The organism is Knoellia sp. LjRoot47 (assembly GCF_964253435.1).
Lineage (GTDB): Bacteria > Actinomycetota > Actinomycetes > Actinomycetales > Dermatophilaceae > Knoellia.
This window is the reverse complement of record NZ_CAXUQS020000001.1, coordinates 1,841,500-1,862,263: the sequence shown is the minus strand read 5'-3', so window position 1 is coordinate 1,862,263 and position 20,764 is coordinate 1,841,500. Positions and strand designations below refer to the sequence as shown.

The following is a 20,764-nucleotide window of genomic DNA, read 5'->3' as shown; positions in this document are numbered from 1 at the left end:
GTTGTGCTCGTGGCGTCGCGAGCTCAGGCTCGGCGACCCTGTCCGGTTGGGGTTTGCGTGGGCGCGCCCCGAATCACCGTAGGACCGCCGACTCGGTGCCGCGTCGCGGATCGTCGAAAAGCCGCCGTTGTTCCCATGCCTCGTGATCTGGTGTGACCACGTGACCGGCCACGGCGTGACCACACCATGCACACCGGGCTGTGGCCGCCCGGCCGGTCCCGACCCTGACGGCGGTCAGTACGCACCGTTGCCGCCGATGACGGCCCGGGCCGTGCGGATGAGGATCTGGAGGTCGAGCATCGACGACCAGTTGTCGACGTACCAGAGGTCGAGCCGCACCGTCTGCTCCCAGTCCAGGGTGGAACGGCCGCTCACCTGCCACAGTCCCGTCATGCCCGGTCGCACCCGGAGCCGACGCATCGCATCGGGCTCGTACTTGTCGACCTCGGCGGCCAGCCCCGGACGAGGCCCGACGAGAGACATCTCTCCGTGCAGGACGTTGAACAGCTGGGGGACCTCATCCAGCGAGAACCGTCGCAGGACCCTCCCGACCCTCGTGATCCGGGGATCCGTCCTGGACTTGAACAGGACCGAGTTGACCTCGTGCCCCTCGGCGGCCAGAGCGGCGAGATGTGCCTCGGCGTCGACCCGCATCGTGCGGAACTTGAAGATGCTGAACTCCTGACCGCGCTGACCGATACGGGTCTGGCGGAAGAAGATCGGGCCGGGCGAGTCGAGACGGATCGCCGCCGCGATGAGCAACAGGATCGGCAGGGCCAGCACGACGATCACGGGTGCCAGCAGGAGGTCCTGCAAGCGCTTGACCCTGAGACGAACGGGGGTGTGACCGGGCCGCTCCAGGTGAAGGAGGGACACCCCCGCCTCGGCACGCAGTGAGAGTCGCGGCCCTGCCACCTCGAAGATTCCCGGGGAGATGACCAGGTCCACCTGACGGTCCTCGAGCTCCCACGCCAGCTCTCGCAGGTCCCGTCCGGACAGACCGGGGTGTCCGCTCACGGCGACGATGTCAGCGTCGTTGAAGTCGACAGCGAGGGCCACGTCCCTCGGGTTGCCGACCACGGGCACGCCGTCGACGTCAGTGACGTCCTCGGCACCACTGACGCAGGCACCCGTGATGTCGAAGAAGTTCGACGGCGACCGACGGAGCTCCCTGATGAGTTCGCTCGCGGACCCCACCGTCCCGACGACGATGGTCCGCTGGCGGTAGCGGCCGTCGCGGCGCTGACGCACCAACCAAGCCCGCAGCGCCCTGCGGATCACGAGCGAGGAGACGATGACGAGCGTTGCGACGACGACGATGTGGCTGCGGGCCGGGGTCAGCGTGAGCATGAACGACGTGAGCCCGATGGCGCCGAGCAGGACCGCACCCGCACGCGCGACCGAGGAGTACTCCTCGGCGCCGTGGCCCAAGTTGCGCCCGAGGTATCCCTGGTTGAGGGCGACGGCGGCGACCCAGGCGATCGGGGTGAGCACGAACAGGCTGGCGCCGTGGGCCACCGGCGGCGCCCAGATGGCGGCGACCACACTCGCCATGACTCCGCTGAACACGTCGCTGACCACCAGCCGCCGTCGATAGGCGGCCGGCCACTCCCGTGCGTTCGGAGTCGGGTCGACCATTACGGGGGGTTTGCGCGGGGCAGTTCGTAGTCTGTCGATCACCACCCTCGGCGTGCGTTCGACGTCCAGTGGCGCAGCCCCTCCCGCACCTTTGGCCCGTCCACTTCGCAGGTTCTTCACAACGACTCCCCAAACGGTCGTTCCCATCAACGCGTGCTGCGCTGTCTGGGACGTTAGGGAGGCGGCGCCGCGCACATGTCACGAAACCGCAAAGATAGGCCGGTCCAGTGGGGTGATCTGCGCAAAGGGGCTAGTGCCTCCGTCTCACTGATGACACCCCCTGGCCCGAACGGACCACTCAGCTCCGGGCGGCAGGGGCGTGGAACCGCTGCTGGGTGTCGAGCAACCCCTGGGTGACGAGCATCTCCACGGCGTCGGCGGCATCGCCGAGGAGGAAGGGGAGCTCCTTGCGCTCGGTCGTCGAGAAGTCCTTGAGGACGTAGTCGGCGGCGTCCTGCCGACCGGGTGGGCGACCGATGCCAACGCGCACCCGGAGGTAGTCGCGCGTGCCGATCGACTTCGAGATCGAGCGCAGCCCGTTGTGACCGCCCTCGCCCCCGCCGAGCTTGAGCCGGACGTCACCGGCGGGGATGTCGAGCTCGTCATGGACGACGACGAGCCGCTCGGGGCCGACCGAGAAGAACCCCATGAGCGCCTTGACCGGCCCACCGGACTCGTTCATGTAGCTGTGTGGCACGGCGATGACCGCGCTCGGGCCGGGCACTCCCCCGGGCCCGGTGCCGATCCGCACCTGGGCCGCCGACGCCCGCGCCTTGTGCGCGCGCAGCGCGCTCCTCGTCCGCGAGGCCAGCTCGTCGATGACCATCGCTCCGACGTTGTGGCGGTTGCCGGCATACGTCGGTCCCGGGTTGCCCAGGCCGATGACCATCCACGTCTCACTCACAACGAGCAAGTATGCCGGGTGCCTGCGTCCGCAATGCTGGTCGCCTTCTCGACCACCCTTGCTGACGCAGCGAGCCGGACCGGGGACGCGAACGGGCCCGGTCCGCAGTGGACCGGGCCCGTTCGGGATGCGCGTCAGTCACGCAAAGGCGTGGGGACTCAGGCGTCCTCGGACTTCGCCTCGTCGCCCTCGGTCGCCTCGCCCTCGGCAGCCTCGCCCTCGGTCGCCTCGGCGTCCTCGTCGGACTCCTCGTGCTCGATGCCGGCCTCGGCCTCGGCCTCGGCGAGCTCGGCCTCGAGAGCCTCGGCGGAGATCTGCTGGGTGACGTTGACGACGAGCGCCTCGGCGTCGGTGACGAGCGTCGCACCGGCGGGCAGCTCGACGGCGCCGGCGAGGATCTGGGTGCCGGCCTCGAGGCCCTCGACGGAGACGGTGACCGACTCGGGGATGTTGGTGGCCTCGGCCTCGACCTGCAGGCTCGAGTGGTCCAGGCTGACGACCGTCTCGGGGGCGGCCTCGCCCTCGAGGTGCACGGGGACGTCGACGGTGACCTTCTCGCCCTTGCGGACGATGACGAGGTCGATGTGCTCGATGACCGGCTTGATCGGGTCGCGCTGGACGTCCTTGGCGAGAGCCATCTGCTCGTCACCGTCGAGGACGATCGTGAGGAGCGCGTTCGGGTTCTTCAGCGCCATCATCGCGTCGTGGCCGACGAGCGTGATGTGGACGGGGGCCGCGCCGTGGCCGTACATGACCGCGGGGATCTTGTGGTCGCGGCGGATCTGGCGGGCCGCGCCCTTGCCGAACTGGGTACGGGTCTCGGCCTGCAGCTTGATGGTGTCGTTGGACACGGTGTCTCCTGGTGACTTGAGGCGAATCGATCGGGTGACGGCGGTGGGGGGGGTCGACGTCTGCGGCGGCCTCGACGCGGGACACGGCACGGACAGGCGCGCTGGCCCGCGGATCATCCGGTCTCTGCGACCTCAGGATCTACGGCCACCGCGTCGATCACGGACGCGCATGGCCCGAACAGCTCTGGCCGGTGCAGCGTCCCTCGCCGAGGCAACCCCGAGAGTCTAGGCCAGCGGTGCGTGGCAGGCCAATCGGCGTATGCCGTCCGCCCCCGTCCCGGGGTCAGCGCGGGTGCGCTGCGGTGGGCTCGACGAGGGGATCGACGACGGACTCATCGGCGGAGGCGCCGGGGTCACCCGCGGAGGCGGCCGTCGGGTCACCACCGAGCAGGTCGGCCTGGTCGGCGTTGGCCTCCCCCAGCCGAACCGCCACGACACCCGCGAGGATGAGCGCACCGCCGGCGAGCTGGACGATCCCCGGCAGCTCGCCGAGCAGGGCCCAGGCGATGAGGACGGCGAAGAGGACCTCGGACAGCCCGACGAAGCTCGCGATGGTGGCGCCGACGAGGCGTGTGCCGATGACACCGACGCCGTAGGCGATGGCGGCGGCGACGACCGCGAGCTCGGCGACGGGCACCCACCACGCGACGGTGGCCCCGGCGATCTCGACACTCTCGCGGGCGGTCGCGTAGTCGATGAGCCCGGTCGCGCTGGCCACGACGAGCAGCACCGCGCCGACACCGAGTCCGAACCCGGCGAGGGCGAGCGGCGGGAGCGACTCCTCGTGCTCGTGACCGGACGTGACGTAGAAGGTGGCCAGGCCCACGGCCGCGAGCAGGCCCCAGACGACGCCGGCCCACGAGATCTCGACACCGGAGAAGACGTCGAGGACGAGGACGAGACCCGCGACCGAGAGGACGACCCCGGCGAGGGTGAGGCGCGAGGGGCGCCGCCCGTGCGCGGCCCACATCCAGCCGACGACGAAGACGACCCCGAGGTACTCGAGGAGCAGCGCCACCGCGACCGACAGCGACTCGACGGCGTTGAAGTAGGCGAATTGGCACCCGGCGACGGCCACCGCACCGAACGCGAGGACCTGCCCGGCGTTGCGGCGCAGGAGCTGCCACCGGCCGCGCAGCGCCCAGAGGGCGACAGGCGCCATGACGAGCGCGGCGAACCCGACCCGCCACGTGACGACTCCGCCCGGGGTCCACCCGACCTGGAGCAGTGACTTGGCGAACGCGCCGGACGAGCCGAAGGTCGCCGACGCGAGCAGGACGAGCAGGAACCCCACCAACATCGCGCGCGGCGTACGGGTCTGGATGCCTGCGTTCACGATGCCACCTCGTCAGGAGTAATGTGTCGGGTTGGTCCTTACCTGCGTGACGCTAGACCTGCCGGATGTCAGGAGTCAAGATGGTCTTTGCATATGACACGGAGCTGACGCTCCAGCACGCCGTGGCGCTGATGAACTCTGCGGAGGGTTTCGGCGACGACACCGACGAGCAGCTGCCGACCGTCGCCGCACTCGTGGCGCACCTCGACGCGTGGGAGTGGAGCGGTGGCCGGCCGCGCACCCGGGCCGAGCTCGACGACGTCCACGCTCTCCGTCCCCGGCTGCGTGAGCTGTGGAGCCGCGACGTCGAGGGACTCGTCGACGGCGTCAACGAGCTGCTCGCGGAGCACCGGGCCCTTCCCCGGCTCGTCCGCCACGACGACCTCGACTGGCACATCCACGCCACCGAGGACGACGACCCGATCGCCAAGCGGATGGCGGTCGAGGCTGCCATGGCCATCATCGACCTCATCCGCGCGGGCGAGACCGAACGCCTGCGTGTCTGCGCCGCGGACGACTGCGGCGACGCCGTCATCGACCTCAGCAAGAACCGCAGCCGCCGCTACTGCGACGGCACGTGCGCCAACAAGGCGCACGTCGCGGCATACAGAGCCCGTCAGCAGTCCGACTGATTGCGACTTCGCAGAGTGGCGAGGGTCGCAAGCAACTCTGCGAAGTCGCAATCAGTCGAAGAAGGGCGGGGTCAGGCGCGGCCGCCGAAGAGGCTCGTCACCGAGCCGTCCTCGAAGACCTCCTTGATCGCGGCGCTGATGAGCGGCGCGATCGACAGGACGGTGAGCCCCTCGAACTCGTTCTCGGGGGCGATCGGCAGGGTGTTGGTGACGATGACCTCCCGCGCCGCGCAGTCGCGCAGCCGCTCGGTCGCCGGCGGCGAGAGGATCGCGTGCGTCGCCGCGATGATGACGTCCTTGGCACCGTCGGCCTTGAGGGCGTCGGCGGCCTTGGTGATCGTGCCGCCGGTGTCGATCATGTCGTCGACGAGCACGCAGACGCGGCCCTTGACCTCACCGACGACGCGGTTGGCGACGGCCTGGTTGGGCTGGTTGATGTCGCGCGTCTTGTGGATGAAGGCCAGCGGCACGCCACCCAGGCGCTTGGACCACTGCTCCGCGACCTTGATGCGGCCGGCGTCGGGCGAGACGACGGCGAGGTCCTCGTGGCCGTACTTCGCCGACACGTAGTCGGACAGCACCGGCTGCGCCATGAGGTGGTCGACGGGCCCGTCGAAGAAGCCCTGCACCTGGTCGGTGTGGAGGTCGACGGCGATGAGTCGGTCGGCGCCGGCCGCGCGGAACAGGTCGGCCATGAGGCGGGCCGAGATCGGCTCGCGGCCGCGGTGCTTCTTGTCCTGGCGGGCGTAGCCGTAGAACGGCATGACGACCGTGATGCGCTTGGCGCTGGCCCGCTTGAGGGCGTCGATCATGATGAGGTGCTCCATGATCGCGTCGTTGAGCGGCGCGCTGTGGCTCTGGATGACGAACGCGTCGGAGCCGCGGACGGACTCCTCGTAGCGGACGTAGATCTCGCCGTTGGCGAAGTTGTAGGCGCTCGTCGGGACGAGCTCGGTGCCGATGAGCGCGGCGACCTCCTGGGCCAGCCCCGGGTGGGAGCGGCCGCTGAAGATCATCAGCTGCTTCTTGGGCTTCTTGCGGATGTTGGCGGACTTGGGCCGGTCGTCCTTGCTCATGCTCAGGCCTTTCCCTCGTCCGTGGACCGGTCCGCGAGCGCGCCCGTATGCCGGGTGCCCGCCTGCGTGGCCGCCTGAGCCGCCGTCTCGGTCTTCGTCCCGGCGCGGGCCCGGGCGACCCAGCCGTCGACGTTCTTCTGGCGACCTCGGGCGACGGCGATCTGGCCCGGCTCGATGTCGGCGGTGATCGCGCTGCCCGCGGCGACGTACGCGCCGTCGGCGACGTCGACCGGCGAGACGATGACCGTGTCGGACCCGATGAACGAGTGCGCGCCGATCGTCGTGTGGTGCTTGGCGACTCCGTCGTAGTTGGCGAAGATCGTGCCGGCGCCGATGTTGGCGCCCTCGCCGATCGTCGCGTCGCCGCAGTAGGTGAGGTGCGGGACCTTGGCGCCGTCGCCGATTCGGGCGTTCTTGGTCTCGACGAAGCCGCCGATCTTGCCCTTGACCCCGAGCACGGTGCCGGGGCGGAGGTAGGAGAACGGCCCGACGGTCGCGCGCTCGCCGATGACGGCGAGGACGGCCTCGGTGCGCTTGACCTCGGCGCCGTCGTGGACCTCGGTGTCGGTGAGGGTCGTGTCGGGGCCGATGCGGGCCTCGGAGCCGATCGACGTCGCGCCGAGCAGCTGGGTGCCGGGGAGGATCATCGCGTCGCGGCCGATGCTCACGTCGCTGTCGATCCACGTCGTCGCGGGGTCGACGATCGTCACGCCCTCGCGCATCCACCGCTCGTTGTTGCGCCGGTTGAGCTCCTTGCCGAGGGCCGCGAGCTGGACACGGTCGTTGACGCCCTCGGTCTGCCAGAGGTCGTCGATGACGTGGGCGTCGACGGTCCGGCCGCCGTCACGGGCGATCCTGAGCACGTCGGTGAGGTACTTCTCGCCCTGGGCGTTGTCGGTGCCGACCTGGCCGAGGGCCTCGCGCAGGACGGCGACGTCGAAGGCGTAGATCCCCGAGTTGATCTCGGTGATCGCGCGCTCCTCCTCGCTGGCGTCCTTCTGCTCGACGATGCCGGCGACGTGACCGGCGTGGTCACGCACGATGCGGCCGTAGCCTTGGGGGTTGTCGAGGTGCGCCGTGATGACGGTCGCGGCACTGCCGGACGCCTCGTGGCGCGCCACGAGGTCCACGAGGGTCTCGCCGGTGAGCAGGGGGACGTCACCGTAGGTCACGAGCACCGTGCCAGTGAGGTCGGCCGGAAGGGCGTCGAGGGCGCACTCGGTCGCGCGACCGGTGCCCTTGACCTCGTCCTGGTCGGCGATCGTGGCCTCGGCGTCGACCTCGGCGATGTGCGCGGCGACGAGGTCACGCTCATGCCGGACGACGACGGCGAGGTGCTGCGGGCCGGTGACGCGGGCGGCCGCGATGGCGTGCCCGACGAGGCTGCGGCCCCCGATCCGGTGCAGCACCTTGGGGGTGGCTGACTTCATCCGGGTTCCCTCGCCTGCGGCGAGGATGATGACTGCGGCGGGCCGGGCATTGGTCACGAGCGGTGCTCCCGAGGTTCGTGGCGGCGTACCGCGCCACTCTACCGACGAGTCGGCCGTATGCCGTCCCGCCCCTTCCCGGGGTCCCTCAGGTGGCCAGCGCCGGGGTGCGCCGCACGAGCAGGCTGAGCGCCCCGGCCCCGCCGAAGAGCAGGGCGGAGAGGACCACGACACCGGGCCACCCGGCATACGACCAGGCATGTCCGCCGGCGGTCCCGAAGAGGGAGGAGCCGAGGTAGTAGGCGAAGAGGTAGAGCGAGGCGGCCTGTCCGGCGGCCACTCCCCCGGCGTGGGCGCGCACGGGGACCCAGCCGCTGGCGACGCCGTGGACGACGAAGAAGCCTGCCGTCATGATCGCGATGCCGGCCACGACCACGACGAGGTCGCCCGAGAGCGTGACAGCCAGCCCGGCGAGGGCGAGGGCGGCACCGGCGGGTGCGACGGCCCGGCGCCCGAAGCGGTCCGCGAGCCGCCCGGCGACCGCGGATCCGAAGGACCCACAGGCACAGACGAGGAAGACGAGGCTCGCAGCGCCCAGGCTCAACCCGAACGCGGGGCCGGTGAGGCGGAAGCCGAGGGCGTTGAAGACCGCGACGAAGGCGCCGCAGCCGAGCATCCCGATGCCGTAGAGCGCGAGCAGCACCGGGTCCGTCAGGGCGCGCCGGGTCATGGCGAGGGCATGGCGACGCCCGGGCGGGCGGGGCACGAAGTGGCGTGAGGCAGGCAGGGCGAACCACACGACGACGGCGCAGACGAGGGCGAGTGCGGCCACGGCACCGAGGGCCCACCGCCAGCCCCAGAGGTCGGCCACGGGGCCGGTCGCGAGCCGTCCGGTCATGCCACCGATGGCGTTGCCGCCGATGTAGAGACCTGCCGCGCGCGCCTGCGCTCCCCGGTGCAGCTCCTCACGCAGGTATGCCGTGGCCACCGCGGGCAGCCCGGCGATCGTCACGCCGAGGACGAGTCGAAGACCGAGGAACGTGGGCCAGGTCGGTGCGACGGCCGAGGCGCCCGCCACGACGACGGAGGTGAGGAGGCTCGCGTGGATGAGCCGGGTGCGGCCGATGCGGTCCGACAGCGGCCCGGCGAGCAGGAGGGTGAGCGCGAGCGCGCCGGTCGTGAGCGAGAGGGACAGGGTGCTGTCGGCGGCAGACACCTCGAAGTCGGCTGCGAGGGCGGGGAAGAGCGACTGGGACCCGTAGATGAGCGTGAACGTGGCGACACCCGCGGCGAACAGCGACAGGACGACCCTCCGGTATCCCGTCGTGCCCGGTCGGTGGCCGGGTTCGGTTCTGGTGGAGAGCGTCACTCCTCGAGGGTGACGCGGTCGCGCTCCATACGTCCAATGTCGTCCATGGCGAATCGCCATGCGTGGAGCGCATGATGGGCCCATGGAGCTACGCGATCTCGGCTGGCTGGTCACCCTGTCCGAGCACGGGCACGTCACCGAGGCCGCAGGCGCGCTCGGGGTGAGCCAGCCGACCCTCTCGCGGGCCCTTGCCCGGGTCGAGGCCGAGCTCGGGACACGGCTGTTCGAGCGGGTGCCGAGCGGTGTCGTCCTCACGCCCGACGGCGAGCTCGTCCTCGAGGCCGCCCGCGACATCGGCGCCCGGCACGCCCAGGTGCTGGCCGACCTCGCCGGGCGGCTCGACCCCGAGAGCGGGACGGTGCGGCTCGCGTTCCTCGACTCGATGTCGACCTCGCTCGTGCCACGGGTGCTGCGGGAGTTCCACGCGTCGGCCCCGTCCGTGCGGGTCCTGCTCACCCAGGAGCCGCACCACCACATCACCCGAGACCTCGACTCCGGCGCCGTCGAGCTGGCCATCACCTCGTGGCTGCCGGACGGGCCGTTCGGGTGGCTGCCGCTCCAGCGGGAGCGTCTCGTCGTCGTCGTGGGGCCGGGCCACCGATGGCAGTCGCGGCGCCGGATCTCGCTCGCGTCGCTGCGCGACGAGGAGCTCGTGACGACACCGCCCGGCTTCGGCTACCGCGCCCTCGTCGACGAGCTGCTGGCCGAAGCCGGGGTCTCACCGACGGTGTCGTTCGAGAGCGCAGACCTCGCGACGATCGAGGGCCTCGTGTCCGCCGGGCTGGGCGTCGCGGTGCTGCCCGAGCAGTTCGCCGGCCAGACCGGGACGACCGGCATCCCGCTGGCAACCGCCGCCGCCCGGCGCACGATCGGGCTGACCTGGCGGACCGACCGGGTGCTGGCGCCACCGGCGGCTCGCTTCCTCGACTTCGTCGGGCCGTCGGTCGCACTCAGGTCCTGAGTCCGGCTGAGGGCGCGAGACCCGGGCCCTGTCGGCGGGCGGTGCGATGGTGGGGAGATGGCGACGATCTACTACACGGCTTCGACCCTCGACGGCTTCATCGCGACGACCGACCACTCGCTCGAGTGGCTGCTCTCGCGCGACGTCGCGGGTGACGTGGACATGGGCTACGACACGTTCGCCCCGCGCGTCGGCGCCTGCGCCATGGGTGCGAGCACGTGGCAGTGGCTGCTCGACCACGACCCCGACGGCTGGACGCCGAAGCCGACCTGGGTGTTCACCCACCGCGACTTCGCCCCGTCCGAGCAGGTCACCTACACGACTGCCGACGTGGAGCAGGTGCACGCCGAGATGCTGGACACGGCCGACGGCAAGGACGTGTGGATCGTCGGCGGTGGCGACCTGGCCGGCCAGTTCCACGACGCCGCGCTGCTCGACGAGGTGTGGGTGCAGTACGCCCCGGTGACCCTCGGCGCGGGGGCGCCGGTCCTGCCCCGTCACGTCGAGCTCCGCCTCGAGGAGGTGGCCCGCAACCGCGACTTCATGTGCGGCCGCTACTCCGTGGTCCGCGACGCCTGAGCAAGGCACCACTGCTCCCCGGGTAGGAGTCGAACCTACGTCGCTAGTCCTGATTCAAAGTCAGGCGGGCCCTGCCGGCAGACCAACCGGGGAACGATGCGCGCGAGGCGAGCCCACGGCATACGACGCACAGGGTAGTTGACCCCGTGGGGGACCTCACCCACGTCGCTTCAGCGACCGCTTGCCACGCAGGGCACAATGGGGCGAGTGAGTCGAGACCAGGCAGCGACCAAGGTGCGTGCTCCGCGGGGGCGGATGACGGGGGCCCAACGACGAGAGCAGCTCATCGGCATCGGCCGACAGCTCTTCGCCAACCGCGGCTACGAGGCGACGACCGTCGAGGAGATCGCGAGCGTCGCGGGCGTCTCGAAGCCCGTCGTCTACGAGCACTTCGGCGGCAAGGAGGGCCTGTATGCCGTCGTCGTCGACCGCGAGATCCAGGCGCTGCTCGGGGCGATCGCGGGTGCGCTGACGTCCGAGGGCGGGTCGCGCGCGCTGCTCGAGCGGGCCGCGACGGCGCTGCTCGACTACATCGAGACCTCGACCGACGGCTTCCGGATCCTCGTGCGCGACTCGCCGCCCGGGCAGCAGACCGGCAACTTCGCCTCGCTCATGTCGGACGTCGCGTCGCAGGTCGAGCACCTGCTGGCGGCACAGTTCACCCACCGCGGGCTCGACCCCAAGCAGGCACCGATGTACGCGCAGATGCTCGTCGGCATGGTGGCGCTCACCGGCCAGTGGTGGCTCGAGAACCCCAAGGCCAAGAAGCGTGACGTCGCCGCTGCCTTGGTCAACCTCGCGTGGAACGGCCTCACCGGACTCGAGTCCAAGCCCCAGATCACCCACGCCTGAGCGGCACCGCGCCCCTATTCTGAGCCAATGGGCGCACCACGATGGGTGGCTGAGGTGGCGTGGGGAGACGTCTCGACCTGGTTCTCCGGGCTCGTCACGGCGGCGGCCCTGCTCGTGTCCGCGTATGCCGTCCGCTACACCGCCAAGAGCACTCGTATCGCCGCGGAGGCCGCACGGGACTCGGCCGAGCTGGTGCGCATCGAGCGCGGTCGGTTCGCCGTCGAGGTGGCACAGCGACGCGAGGCACAGGCGCGCCTCGTGGCCTGCCGCCTGCTGTGGCGCGAGGAGGACTGGAACGGCGGCGAGAAGGCCCGACGTCAGTACGTCGTCGTCGCGAACGGTTCGGGCGAACCGGTCAAGGACGTCCACGTGTTGGTGGCGTTCGCTCCCGCAGCATCCCTGCCGCGACCGTTGGGCCTCCCGACCGATGCCCTCGACGTCGACACGGCGCCGTGCGTGCGCGAGATCCCGGTCCTCGAGCCGACGATGCTTGCAGGGCCCTTCGAGCAGCGCATCGAGGTCGCACTGCGTTCTGGGATCCAGGTCGGCAGTGTGTCCGACGGCCCCCTCCTGCTGAGCTGGCGCGCGCTACCGTCCCCGTTCGTCCCGGACGTGAGTGCCTTCGGAAGCGACGCTCGACGCGAGTGGGAGGCGTACGACCGACGGCGCCGACCACTGGGCGAGCCGGCCGGCACCACACGGGAACGCTACGAATGGTTGGTCGCAAGCCTCAACGACGGCAGGTCTCGCGTCCTGGGGACGAGCTTCCGTCCCACTTTCGGTGCGTCGCGGTGGTCGATGGAGTTCACCGACTCCGCCGGCATCCGGTGGCGCAGAACGCCGACCGAGCTCACCGAGCTCACCGAGCTCCAGAACCCTGGGACCGAGGTTGTGCAGGCGTGAGCGTCAGACGGTGAAGTCGAGCTTCGGCGGGGCGACCTGCTGGAACTCGACGCGGTTGCCCACCGGGTCGTCCGTGTGGAACCGCTGGACGCCCGGCACCTCGTTGTTCCAACGCACCTCTCCACCGGCACCCGCGATCGCCGCGGCCAGCGCCGCCACGTCGTCGACGCCGAAGCACGGGTGGGCCTTGCGCGCCGGCGCGAACCCTTCCTCGACCCCGCAGTGCAGCTCCTGTTCGCCGGCGGCGAACCAGACGCCGCCGCGGGCGGCGAGGAGAGGCGGCTTCGGGATCTCGGGCAGACCGCACACGACGCCGTAGAAGTGGCGCAGCAGGTCCTCGGTGCCGGCCGGGCAGGCGAGCTGCACGTGGTGCAGGCCGACGACGGCCATCAGTCGTTCTTCCGGGCGACCGCGAAGACGCGGCGGAACGGGAAGAGGACGCCGACCTCGCTGCGCGGGTAGGCCTCGCGCAGCGCCACGGCATACGGCTCGAGGAACGCATCACGCTCCTCCCCCTCCGGGAGGATGTCGAGGACCGGGCGCAGGCCGGTGCTGCTCACCCAGTCGAGGACGGGGTTCTCGGACTCCTCGTCGGGGTCGAGCACGTGCGAGTAGACCGTCTCCCACGCGTCGACGCTCGTGCCCAGCCGGCTGAGGAAGGTGAGGTAGGTCTTGGGCTCGCCGACCGCGGGCAGGTCGAGCGCGGCGAGCAGCTCGTTGGCGCGGGGGTGCGTCGCCGCGGTCTCGCGCATGAGCGCGTGGCTCGGGGCGTCGAAGTTGTTGGGAACCTGGAGGGCCAGCCAGCCACCGGGCGCGAGCGCCTCGACCCAGGTCGGCAGGAGGTCGAGGTGGCCGGGGACCCATTGCAGCGTCGAGTTCGTGATGACGACGTCGGGGGCCTCGCCGAGCGAGGCAGGGTCCCAGTCCTTGAGGTCCGCTTGGACCCACTCGACGCGGTTGTCGGTGTCGAGCGCTCGGGCCGCCTCGAGCATGGACTCGGCGGCGTCGACACCGACGATGCGCGCGTCCGGCCACAGCTCGCCGAGTGTGAGGGTCGCCGGTCCGTTGCCGCAGCCGAGGTCGACGACGAGCGACGGCTCGTCGGAGCGGACCTGCGCGACGAGGTCCGCGAAGGGACGGCTGCGCTGCTCGTCGAAACGGGCGTATGCCGCGGGGTCCCAGCTCGGCTGTGTGCGCATCGTTGCTCCTCCTGCAGTCCCGAGCGGCCGCTCCGGCGCTCGTCCCCAACTCTGGCCCGCCGTTATCTTGATGTCAAGATACTTGACGGGAGTACAGTCGCCCTCATGCCCGAGGATGACGTCGACCGTATCGTCTCGGCGTGGCGTCGTGAACGTCCCGAGCTCGACGTCACCCCGCTCGAGATCCTCAGCCGCATCTCCCGCCTCGCGCGGCGGCTCGACCTCGCCCGCGGCGCCGCGTTCAGCGAACACGGCCTCGACGGCTGGGAGTTCGACGTGCTGTCGGCGCTGCGGCGCGCCGGCGCGCCCTACGAGCTCTCCCCCGGCGCCCTCGTGGCGCAGACGCTCGTGACGAGCGGGACGATGACCAACCGGGTCGACCGGCTGCTCGCCCGGGGGTTCGTCGAGCGCCACCCGGACCCGCGTGACCGTCGCGGCGTCATCGTCCGCCTCACCCCTGAAGGCATGCGGACCGTCGACTCCGCCCTCGACGACCTCCTCGCGCACGAGCGCGAGCTGCTCGCGGACCTCCCCAACGGCCAGCGCACCGACCTGGCCGACCAGCTCCGCCTCCTGCTCACCCCGTTCGAGCGCTCCGAACCCTGACCCGCGAGGCGCTCGCGTCCGCAGTGGTGGCGAGCTTCCCGACCACGGTTGCGGACGCAGGCCCGGCACCGAGCGGGTGCGTCCGCAAGGATGGCGCGGTTCCCGACCAGGGTTGCGGACACAAGCCATCGGGGTATGCCGGGTGGTCGCCTCTCAGGGTTCGAGGACGTCGGCGGCCTCGAGCCACTCGAGCTCGAGGACCTCGCGCTCGTCGACGACCTCGCGCAGCTCGGCGTTGAGCTCGAGCACCTTGGCGTGGTCGGCGGCCTGCTCGGCCATCGCCGCGTGGATCCGCTCCTCGCGCTGGGCGAGCCGGGTCAGCTGCTTCTCGACGCGGGCCATGACCTTGCGCGCCTCACGCTGCTCGGCCGGGCTCGCGCTCGGTTCGTGCGTCGGCGTCGACGGCTGCTCCGACGACCCTGGACGCTGACGTTGCGAGCCGGAGCCGGAGCCGAAACTGGCGGGGGAAGCGGTGGGTGAGGACACGGCATACGAGGGGGTGACCGTGGCGCGGAGCCGGAGGTACTCCTCGACGCCGCCGGGCAGCTCCCGCACGCGCCCGTCGCCGAGGAGCGCGACCTGCTGGTCGGCGATGCGCTCGAGGAGGTAGCGGTCGTGCGAGACGACGAGCAGCGTGCCGGCCCAACCGTCGAGGACGTCCTCGAGGGATGTGAGGGTCTCGATGTCGAGGTCGTTGGTGGGCTCGTCGAGGAGGAGGACGTTGGGCTCGTCCATGAGGATCCGCAGCACCTGGAGCCGGCGACGCTCGCCACCGGAGAGGTCGCGCACGCGGGTCTGCTGCCGCGGGCCGGGGAAGCCGAGGCGCTTGGCCAACGACGACGCGGTGACCTCCTTGCCGGCGAGCACGGTGACCTTGCGGACCTCCTCGACGGCCTCGATGACCCGGGCGTCGGCGAGGCGGTCGAGCTCGCGGACCTCCTGCGTGAGGTGGCCGATGCGCACGGTGACGCCCTGCTTGCGCTTGCCAGCGCTGAGGGGCACTTCTCCGGCGAGCGCGCGCAGGAGCGTGGACTTGCCCGAGCCGTTGACGCCGACGATGCCGATGCGCGCGCCGGGTGCGAGGTGCCACGTGATGTGGTCGAGGAGCGTGCGGTCGCCCACCGACACCGACGCGTCGAGGAGGTCGATGACGTCCTTGCCGAGCCGGGTCGTCGCGAACGCCATGAGCTCGACGTCGTTGCGCAGCGGCGGCACGTCCTCGATGAGGGCGTTGGCGGCGTCGATCCGGAACTTCGGCTTCGACGTGCGGGCCGGCGCTCCGCGGCGCAGCCAGGCGAGCTCCTTGCGGAGCAGGTTGTTGCGTCGCTCGGCCGTGACCCGCGCCATCCGCTCGCGCTCGGCCTTGGCGAGCACGTATGCCGCGTAGCCCCCGTCGAACCCGTTGACCTCGCCGTCGACGACTTCCCAGGTGCGGGTGGCCACGGCGTCGAGGAACCACCGGTCGTGGGTGATGGCGACGAGCGCGTTGTCGGGGCGAGAGCGGTGCCGGACGAGGTGCTCGGCGAGCCAGGCGACGCCCTCGACGTCAAGGTGGTTGGTCGGCTCGTCGAGGAGGAGGACGTCGGGGTCGTCGACGAGGAGCTTGGCCAGGCCGAGGCGGCGGCGCTCACCACCGGACTTGCCGGCGACGGTCGCGTCGAGCCCGCCGACGGCGGGGGCGTCGATGCCGCCGAGCAGTCCGGTGAGGACGTCGCGGATGCGCGCGTCGCCGGCCCAGACATGCTCGGCACGGTCGCCGAGCACGACCTCGCGGATCGTCGCCGACGGGTCGAGCGAGTCGTCCTGGGCGAGGACGCCGACGGTCGCGCCGCCGAGCCGGGCCACGCGGCCGTTGTCGACGTCGCGCTCACCGGCGATGACGCGGAGGAGGGTGGTCTTGCCGCCGCCGTTGCGCCCGACGATGCCGATGCGGTCGCCTCCGGAGACGCCGAGCGAGACGCCGTCGAGCACCTGGGCGGTGCCGAGCGCGAGGGCGGCGCGCTCGACGGAGATGAGGACGGCCACTAGTCGACCCGGGCGGGGATGACGTGGGCGCCGTGCACGGGCCCGATGGCCTTGCGGACCTCGCGGGCGGCACCGGTGGCGGTGAGGGCGACCGTGAGGTCGATGGCGGCCTCGACGTCCTCGACGAGGAAGGCGACGGTGGGTCCCGACCCGGAGACGATGCCGCCGAGGGCACCGAACTCCATCCCGCTCGTGAGCAGCTCGCCGAGCTCGGGGCGCAGCGAGACCGCGGCCTCCTGCAGGTCGTTGGTGAGCTGCGGGGCGAGGGCGTGCGGGTCGCCGGTGCGCAGCGCGCTCATGAGCTGCGAGTTGGGTTCGGGCGTGGCCGCGCGCGGCGAGCTGTCACCGCGCAGGCGGTCACACTCGGCGTAGACCTCGGGGGTCGAGAGCCCGATGTCGCTGATCGCGAAGACCCAGTGGTAGCTGCCGCGGGCGAGGACCGGCGCCAGCCGCTCACCGCGACCGCTGCCCATCGCCGTGCCACCCCGGATGAGGAACGGCACGTCGGAACCGAGCTCCGCGGCATACTCCTCGAGCTCTTCGGTCGACATCCCGAGGCCCCAGAGCCGGTCGCACGCGACGAGGGCCGCGGCGGCGTCGGCGGAGCCACCGGCCATGCCACCCGCCACCGGGATCGTCTTAGCGATCGTCACGTGCACGGGCGTGTCGATCGCCGTCTCCGCGGCGAGGAGCCGGGCGGCGCGCAGGGCGAGGTTGGTGGAGCCGGTGGGCACGACGTCGGCGTACTGGCCGCTCACGCTGCACCCCCACTCGTCGTCGAGCGCGACCGTGACGTCGTCGTGGAGGTTGACGGCCTGGTAGACCGTCGACAGCGTGTGGAAGCCGTCGTCGCGCAACGGGCCGACGAGGAGCTCGAGGTTGACCTTCGCGGGGACGCGCACCGTCACGGGCGCCGGGTCCGTGTGGGCCGAGGTCATGCGGCCACCCTAGTCATGGCTCGATGGCTCCCCGACATCCACGCCCTCAGCGAACACGGTGGCCGGCCGGACCGGTCCCGGGGTCCACTGGGCGCATGCGACTCCTCGTGCTCGGTGGGACGGCGATGCTCGGACGTGCGGTGGCGGAGCAGGCGGTGGCCGACGGCCACGACGTGACCTGCGTGGCCCGCGGCGAGTCGGGCGGCGTCCCCGCGGGCGCGGCGTGGGTGCGCTCCGACCGCGACGCCGACGACGGGCTCGACGCGGTCACCGACGTGGCCGAGCGCTGGGACGCCGTCGTCGACGTCGCCCGCCAGCCGGGCCAGGTCCGCCGCGCGGTCGCGGGTCTCGAACCGGTGGCGGACCACTACGTCTTCGTGTCGACCGGCAACGTGTATGCCGTCCACTCCGGTCTCGCGACCGACGAGACCGTCCCGCTGCTCGCCCCGCTGGAGGGCGACGTCATGGAGGACATGAGCACCTACGGTGAGGCGAAGGTCGCGTGCGAGGCCGCCGTGCTCGACGGCTTCGGCCCCGAGCGCTCGCTCGTCGCCCGCGCCGGGCTCATCGGCGGACCGGGCGACTGGTCCGGCCGGTCCGGCTGGTGGCCGTGGCGCTTCGCGCACCCCGTCGGTGCGCACGGCGCCGTCCTCGCGCCCGACGCCCTCGACCTGCCCATGGCGGTCGTCGACGTGCGCGACCTCGCGTCGTGGCTCGTGCGGTGCGCCGCGTCGCAGACCCCGGGGACCGTCGACGCGGTCGGCGAGCCCGACACCCTCGCAGGCCTGATCTCGGTGGCCCGCGACGTCGGTGGGCACACCGGTCCCCTCGTCACCGCCCCGGCCGAGTGGCTCGCCGAGCAGGGAGTCCAGGAGTGGATGGGCGAGGACAGCCTGCCCCTGTGGATCTCGGACCCCGAGTGGCGCGGGTTCGGTGCCCACACCGGCGCGGCGGCCCGAGCGGCCGGGCTCACCCACCGACCGGTGGCGGAGACGCTCCGGGACGCGGCGGCATACGAGGAGACGCGTGAGGCGAGCAACCCGAGACGGTGCGGTCTCTCGGACGCGACCGAACGACGGCTACTGGGGCTGCTCGGCCACTGACGCACCAACGTTCGCGGCGTGCGCGCTCGCGACCGCCGCGAACTGGTGGACGTCGAGCTGCTCGCCACGGGTGCGCGGGTCGATGCCGGCGGCGACGAGCGCGGCCTCGGCCGCCTGGGGCGAACCGGCCCACGGGGCGAGGGCGGCCCGCAGCGTCTTGCGGCGCTGGGCGAAGGCCGCGTCGATGCAGGCGAAGACCTGCTCACGGGTGGCCGACGTCCGGGGCGGGTCGCGACGGATGAGCGACACAAGGCCGGAGTCGACGTTGGGCACCGGCCAGAACACCGAACGGCTGACGTTGCCCGCGAGCGCGACGTCGGCGTACCAGGCCGCCTTGACGCTCGGCACGCCGTAGGTCTTGGAGCCGGGCTTGGCGGCGAGGCGTTCGGCGACCTCGAGCTGGACCATGACGAGGATCCGTTCGATCGAGTCGAACCGCTCGAGGAAGCTCAGGACGACCGGGACCGAGACGTTGTAGGGCAGGTTCGCGACGAGCGCCGTCGGGGCGTCACCGGGCAGCTCCTCGACGCGCAGGGCGTCGGCGTGCACGACGGTGAGCCGGTCGGCGACGGCGGGAGCGACGGTGCGCACCGTCTCGGGCAGCGCCTCGGCGAGGACGGGGTCGACCTCGACGACGGTGACGTGGCGGGCCACCGGCAGCAGGGCGAGGGTGAGCGAGCCGAGCCCCGGCCCGACCTCGACGACGACGTCGTCCGCGCCGATCCCGGCCACCCGTGCGATGCGCTGGACGGTGTTGGCGTCGATGACGAAGTTCTGGCCCCAGGTCTTCGTGGGGCGGATGCCGAGGCGCGCGGCCAGCTCGCGGATCTGGGCGGCCCCGAGGAGCCCTGACGTCGACATGGGCGCCACCCTACGACCGTGGGCGCCACTGAGGCCGGGCCCCCTCATACGCGGCCCGGCCTCAGTCGGTGTGCCTGACGGAGTCAGGCGGTGCGCCTGAACGAGACAGGCGGTGGGCCTGACGAGGTCAGGCCGTGCCTGAACGGTCAGGCTGCGTGCGCGCAACCCCACGGCTGGAGGCCGCGGTCGGCGTAGACGCGGTTGGCGACGGTGATCTGCTCGGCGCGCGACGCGAGGTCGGCACGCTGGGCGAAGTCGCCACCACCGGCACCGAGCCAGGTGCCGTAGTCGAACTGCAGTCCGCCGTAGTAGCCGTTGCCGGTGTTGATCGACCAGTTGCCGCTCGACTCGCACTCGGCGATGCGGTCCCACATCGCGGCGTTCGAGAGGTTGAGGCCGGCGCCGGAGGTGTTGCCCGCGCTGGTCGCCGGGGTCGACGGCTTGGGCGCGGCCGGCTTGGCCTTGGTGCCGACCGAGACGACCTCGGTGACGGCGGGCTTGAGCACCTTGGAGCTCGTGACGGTGGAGGTGGTGACCTTGCCGTCGACGAGCAGGCGGCGCAGGGTGACCGACTTCAGGCCGTCCTTGCCCGCGGTGACGATCTTGCGGGTGCCCTCGAGGAGCGAGGCGTCCTTCTTCGTCGTGGTGGCGTGGGCGACCGCCTGGGTTCTGGTGACCGTCTGCTGGTTCACGCGCTGCACGGTGATGCCGAGGCCGTTCTTCAGGGCCGTGACCGGCTTCGGCGAGACGCGGTCGTCCTGGTCGGCCTTGACGCCGAGCTCACGCAGGGCGTCGGCGACGGTGGCGGCGGACGTGATGTGCTCGACGCGCTTGCGGTCGGCGAAGAGGATGACCTTCTTGGGCGTGGTGACCGAGAGGTCGAGGCCCTGGCGGCCGATCGGCTGCGAGCGCGACGCCGAGAGCTTGGCGTTGCTGCCGGCGCGGATGTCGAGGTCACGCAGGGCGGCGTCGACGGTCGTGGCCGTCGTCCAGTACTCCTTGGCGACACCGTCGACGTTCACGGTGAGCTTGCGGCCGTAGCGCACGGAGATCGTGTCGCCGTCCTCGATCGGGCTGCTGGCCGAGGGGACGACCTGGTCGTGCTCGCCGAGGGTGATCCCCTTCTTGGCGAGTGCGTCCCCGACGGTCGAGCCGAAGACGTGGAGGGACGAGGACTGCCCGTCGACGGTGAGGCCGACGGCCTTGTCGAGGTGGGCAACGCCGAAGGAACCGGCGGCCACCGTCAGTGCCGCAGCACCTTGGGCAGCAAGACGCAGGGGACGAGAAATCAAGAGTGCTCCAGGGATCGGTCTCTCCGGACACCGAGGCGAGCGACAGGTCCTCAGGGGTGGACCCGCGGAGCCCCCAGGGGAGGGGTTCCGACAACAGGAGAGCGAGGTGCGCTCGGTGGTGAAACCAGCGTCCTCGCCCCTGTCTTCGCCCGAAGCCCAGCTCCGGCCAACCCATCAACCATCCCGACAACGGCCGCAAAGGTCAAATTTCG

General features: G+C 71.5%; 20 protein-coding genes and 1 tRNA gene. 7 read left to right on the top strand and 14 right to left on the bottom strand.

From position 1 onward, the window contains the following. Positions 1-234: 234 nt before the first annotated feature. The 4 genes from ACSQ11_RS09145 to ACSQ11_RS09130 form a co-directional block, all read right to left on the bottom strand. The gene (locus tag ACSQ11_RS09145) at positions 235-1,581 is read right to left on the bottom strand and encodes a sugar transferase (RefSeq protein ID WP_436004822.1); all 1,347 of its coding nucleotides are present in this window, start codon (positions 1,579-1,581) and stop codon (positions 235-237) included. Between the two features lie 355 nt (positions 1,582-1,936). Next, on the bottom strand, positions 1,937-2,527 hold the full coding sequence (pth, locus tag ACSQ11_RS09140; RefSeq protein WP_436006739.1) for an aminoacyl-tRNA hydrolase: 591 nt from the start codon (positions 2,525-2,527) through the stop codon (positions 1,937-1,939). A 173-nt stretch (positions 2,528-2,700) separates the two neighbouring features. Beyond that, a complete protein-coding gene (locus ACSQ11_RS09135; protein WP_147062064.1) occupies positions 2,701-3,393 on the bottom strand; it encodes a 50S ribosomal protein L25/general stress protein Ctc in 693 nt (230 codons plus the stop codon). Positions 3,394-3,676: 283 nt separating this feature from the next. Next, complete coding sequence (locus ACSQ11_RS09130; protein WP_436004821.1) at positions 3,677-4,729, bottom strand: EamA family transporter; 1,053 nt, start codon at positions 4,727-4,729, stop codon at positions 3,677-3,679. An 80-nt stretch (positions 4,730-4,809) separates the two neighbouring features. Here ACSQ11_RS09130 and ACSQ11_RS09125 point away from each other — a divergent pair, with 80 nt between their 5' ends. Further along, complete coding sequence (locus ACSQ11_RS09125; protein ID WP_436004820.1) at positions 4,810-5,361, top strand: CGNR zinc finger domain-containing protein; 552 nt, start codon at positions 4,810-4,812, stop codon at positions 5,359-5,361. Between the two features lie 71 nt (positions 5,362-5,432). On the opposite strand, the gene ACSQ11_RS09120 is transcribed toward ACSQ11_RS09125, so the two are convergent. From ACSQ11_RS09120 to ACSQ11_RS09110, 3 genes are all read right to left on the bottom strand, one after another. Next, on the bottom strand, positions 5,433-6,437 hold the full coding sequence (locus ACSQ11_RS09120; protein WP_436004819.1) for a ribose-phosphate diphosphokinase: 1,005 nt from the start codon (positions 6,435-6,437) through the stop codon (positions 5,433-5,435). A 2-nt stretch (positions 6,438-6,439) separates the two neighbouring features. After that, positions 6,440-7,867 carry a bifunctional UDP-N-acetylglucosamine diphosphorylase/glucosamine-1-phosphate N-acetyltransferase GlmU gene (gene glmU, locus ACSQ11_RS09115; RefSeq protein WP_436004818.1) on the bottom strand — a complete coding sequence of 476 codons (1,428 nt, stop codon included), beginning with the start codon at positions 7,865-7,867 and terminating at the stop codon, positions 6,440-6,442. A 145-nt stretch (positions 7,868-8,012) separates the two neighbouring features. Next, positions 8,013-9,233: an MFS transporter gene (locus ACSQ11_RS09110; protein ID WP_436004817.1), complete on the bottom strand. Its 1,221-nt coding sequence runs from the start codon at positions 9,231-9,233 to the stop codon at positions 8,013-8,015. A gap of 82 nt (positions 9,234-9,315) precedes the next feature. On the opposite strand from ACSQ11_RS09110, the gene ACSQ11_RS09105 reads away from it, so the two are divergent. Then, a complete protein-coding gene (locus tag ACSQ11_RS09105; protein WP_436004816.1) occupies positions 9,316-10,194 on the top strand; it encodes a LysR family transcriptional regulator in 879 nt (292 codons plus the stop codon). A 57-nt stretch (positions 10,195-10,251) separates the two neighbouring features. Beyond that, entirely contained in the window at positions 10,252-10,773 is a 522-nt protein-coding gene (locus tag ACSQ11_RS09100; protein ID WP_436004815.1) for a dihydrofolate reductase family protein, read from the top strand. 14 nt (positions 10,774-10,787) lie between these two features. Here the strand turns inward: ACSQ11_RS09100 and ACSQ11_RS09095 are convergent. Continuing rightward, positions 10,788-10,866 (bottom strand) — tRNA-Gln (locus ACSQ11_RS09095). Positions 10,867-10,971: 105 nt separating this feature from the next. Between ACSQ11_RS09095 and ACSQ11_RS09090 the strand changes: the two genes are divergently transcribed. Next, positions 10,972-11,625 (top strand): TetR/AcrR family transcriptional regulator, encoded by a 654-nt coding sequence (locus tag ACSQ11_RS09090; protein ID WP_436004814.1) that lies wholly within the window; start codon positions 10,972-10,974, stop codon positions 11,623-11,625. 27 nt (positions 11,626-11,652) lie between these two features. Then, positions 11,653-12,528, top strand: coding sequence for a hypothetical protein (locus ACSQ11_RS09085; protein ID WP_436004813.1), 876 nt, complete (start codon positions 11,653-11,655; stop codon positions 12,526-12,528). A 3-nt stretch (positions 12,529-12,531) separates the two neighbouring features. On the opposite strand, the gene ACSQ11_RS09080 is transcribed toward ACSQ11_RS09085, so the two are convergent. Next, positions 12,532-12,918, bottom strand: coding sequence for a glyoxalase (locus ACSQ11_RS09080; RefSeq protein WP_436004812.1), 387 nt, complete (start codon positions 12,916-12,918; stop codon positions 12,532-12,534). Then, positions 12,918-13,727: a methyltransferase domain-containing protein gene (locus tag ACSQ11_RS09075; protein ID WP_436004811.1), complete on the bottom strand. Its 810-nt coding sequence runs from the start codon at positions 13,725-13,727 to the stop codon at positions 12,918-12,920. Before ACSQ11_RS09075 ends, ACSQ11_RS09080 begins: the two co-directional genes overlap by 1 nt. A 105-nt stretch (positions 13,728-13,832) precedes the next feature. Here ACSQ11_RS09075 and ACSQ11_RS09070 point away from each other — a divergent pair, with 105 nt between their 5' ends. Next, positions 13,833-14,333, top strand: coding sequence for a MarR family winged helix-turn-helix transcriptional regulator (locus ACSQ11_RS09070; RefSeq protein ID WP_436004810.1), 501 nt, complete (start codon positions 13,833-13,835; stop codon positions 14,331-14,333). A gap of 153 nt (positions 14,334-14,486) precedes the next feature. On the opposite strand, the gene ACSQ11_RS09065 is transcribed toward ACSQ11_RS09070, so the two are convergent. After that, positions 14,487-16,358 (bottom strand): ABC-F family ATP-binding cassette domain-containing protein, encoded by a 1,872-nt coding sequence (locus ACSQ11_RS09065; RefSeq protein ID WP_436004809.1) that lies wholly within the window; start codon positions 16,356-16,358, stop codon positions 14,487-14,489. Then, positions 16,358-17,296 (bottom strand): 4-(cytidine 5'-diphospho)-2-C-methyl-D-erythritol kinase, encoded by a 939-nt coding sequence (locus tag ACSQ11_RS09060; RefSeq protein WP_436004808.1) that lies wholly within the window; start codon positions 17,294-17,296, stop codon positions 16,358-16,360. The genes ACSQ11_RS09065 and ACSQ11_RS09060 overlap by 1 nt, the downstream gene beginning before the upstream one ends. Before the next feature lie 95 nt (positions 17,297-17,391). Here ACSQ11_RS09060 and ACSQ11_RS09055 point away from each other — a divergent pair, with 95 nt between their 5' ends. Beyond that, on the top strand, positions 17,392-18,399 hold the full coding sequence (locus ACSQ11_RS09055; protein WP_436004807.1) for an NAD-dependent epimerase/dehydratase family protein: 1,008 nt from the start codon (positions 17,392-17,394) through the stop codon (positions 18,397-18,399). On the opposite strand, the gene rsmA is transcribed toward ACSQ11_RS09055, so the two are convergent. Then, positions 18,376-19,260 (bottom strand): 16S rRNA (adenine(1518)-N(6)/adenine(1519)-N(6))-dimethyltransferase RsmA, encoded by an 885-nt coding sequence (gene rsmA / locus ACSQ11_RS09050; RefSeq protein WP_436004806.1) that lies wholly within the window; start codon positions 19,258-19,260, stop codon positions 18,376-18,378. The two genes, ACSQ11_RS09055 and rsmA, sit on opposite strands and share 24 nt — an antisense overlap. Positions 19,261-19,406: 146 nt before the next feature. Further along, positions 19,407-20,501: a ubiquitin-like domain-containing protein gene (locus ACSQ11_RS09045; protein ID WP_436004805.1), complete on the bottom strand. Its 1,095-nt coding sequence runs from the start codon at positions 20,499-20,501 to the stop codon at positions 19,407-19,409. Positions 20,502-20,764 lie beyond the last annotated feature (263 nt).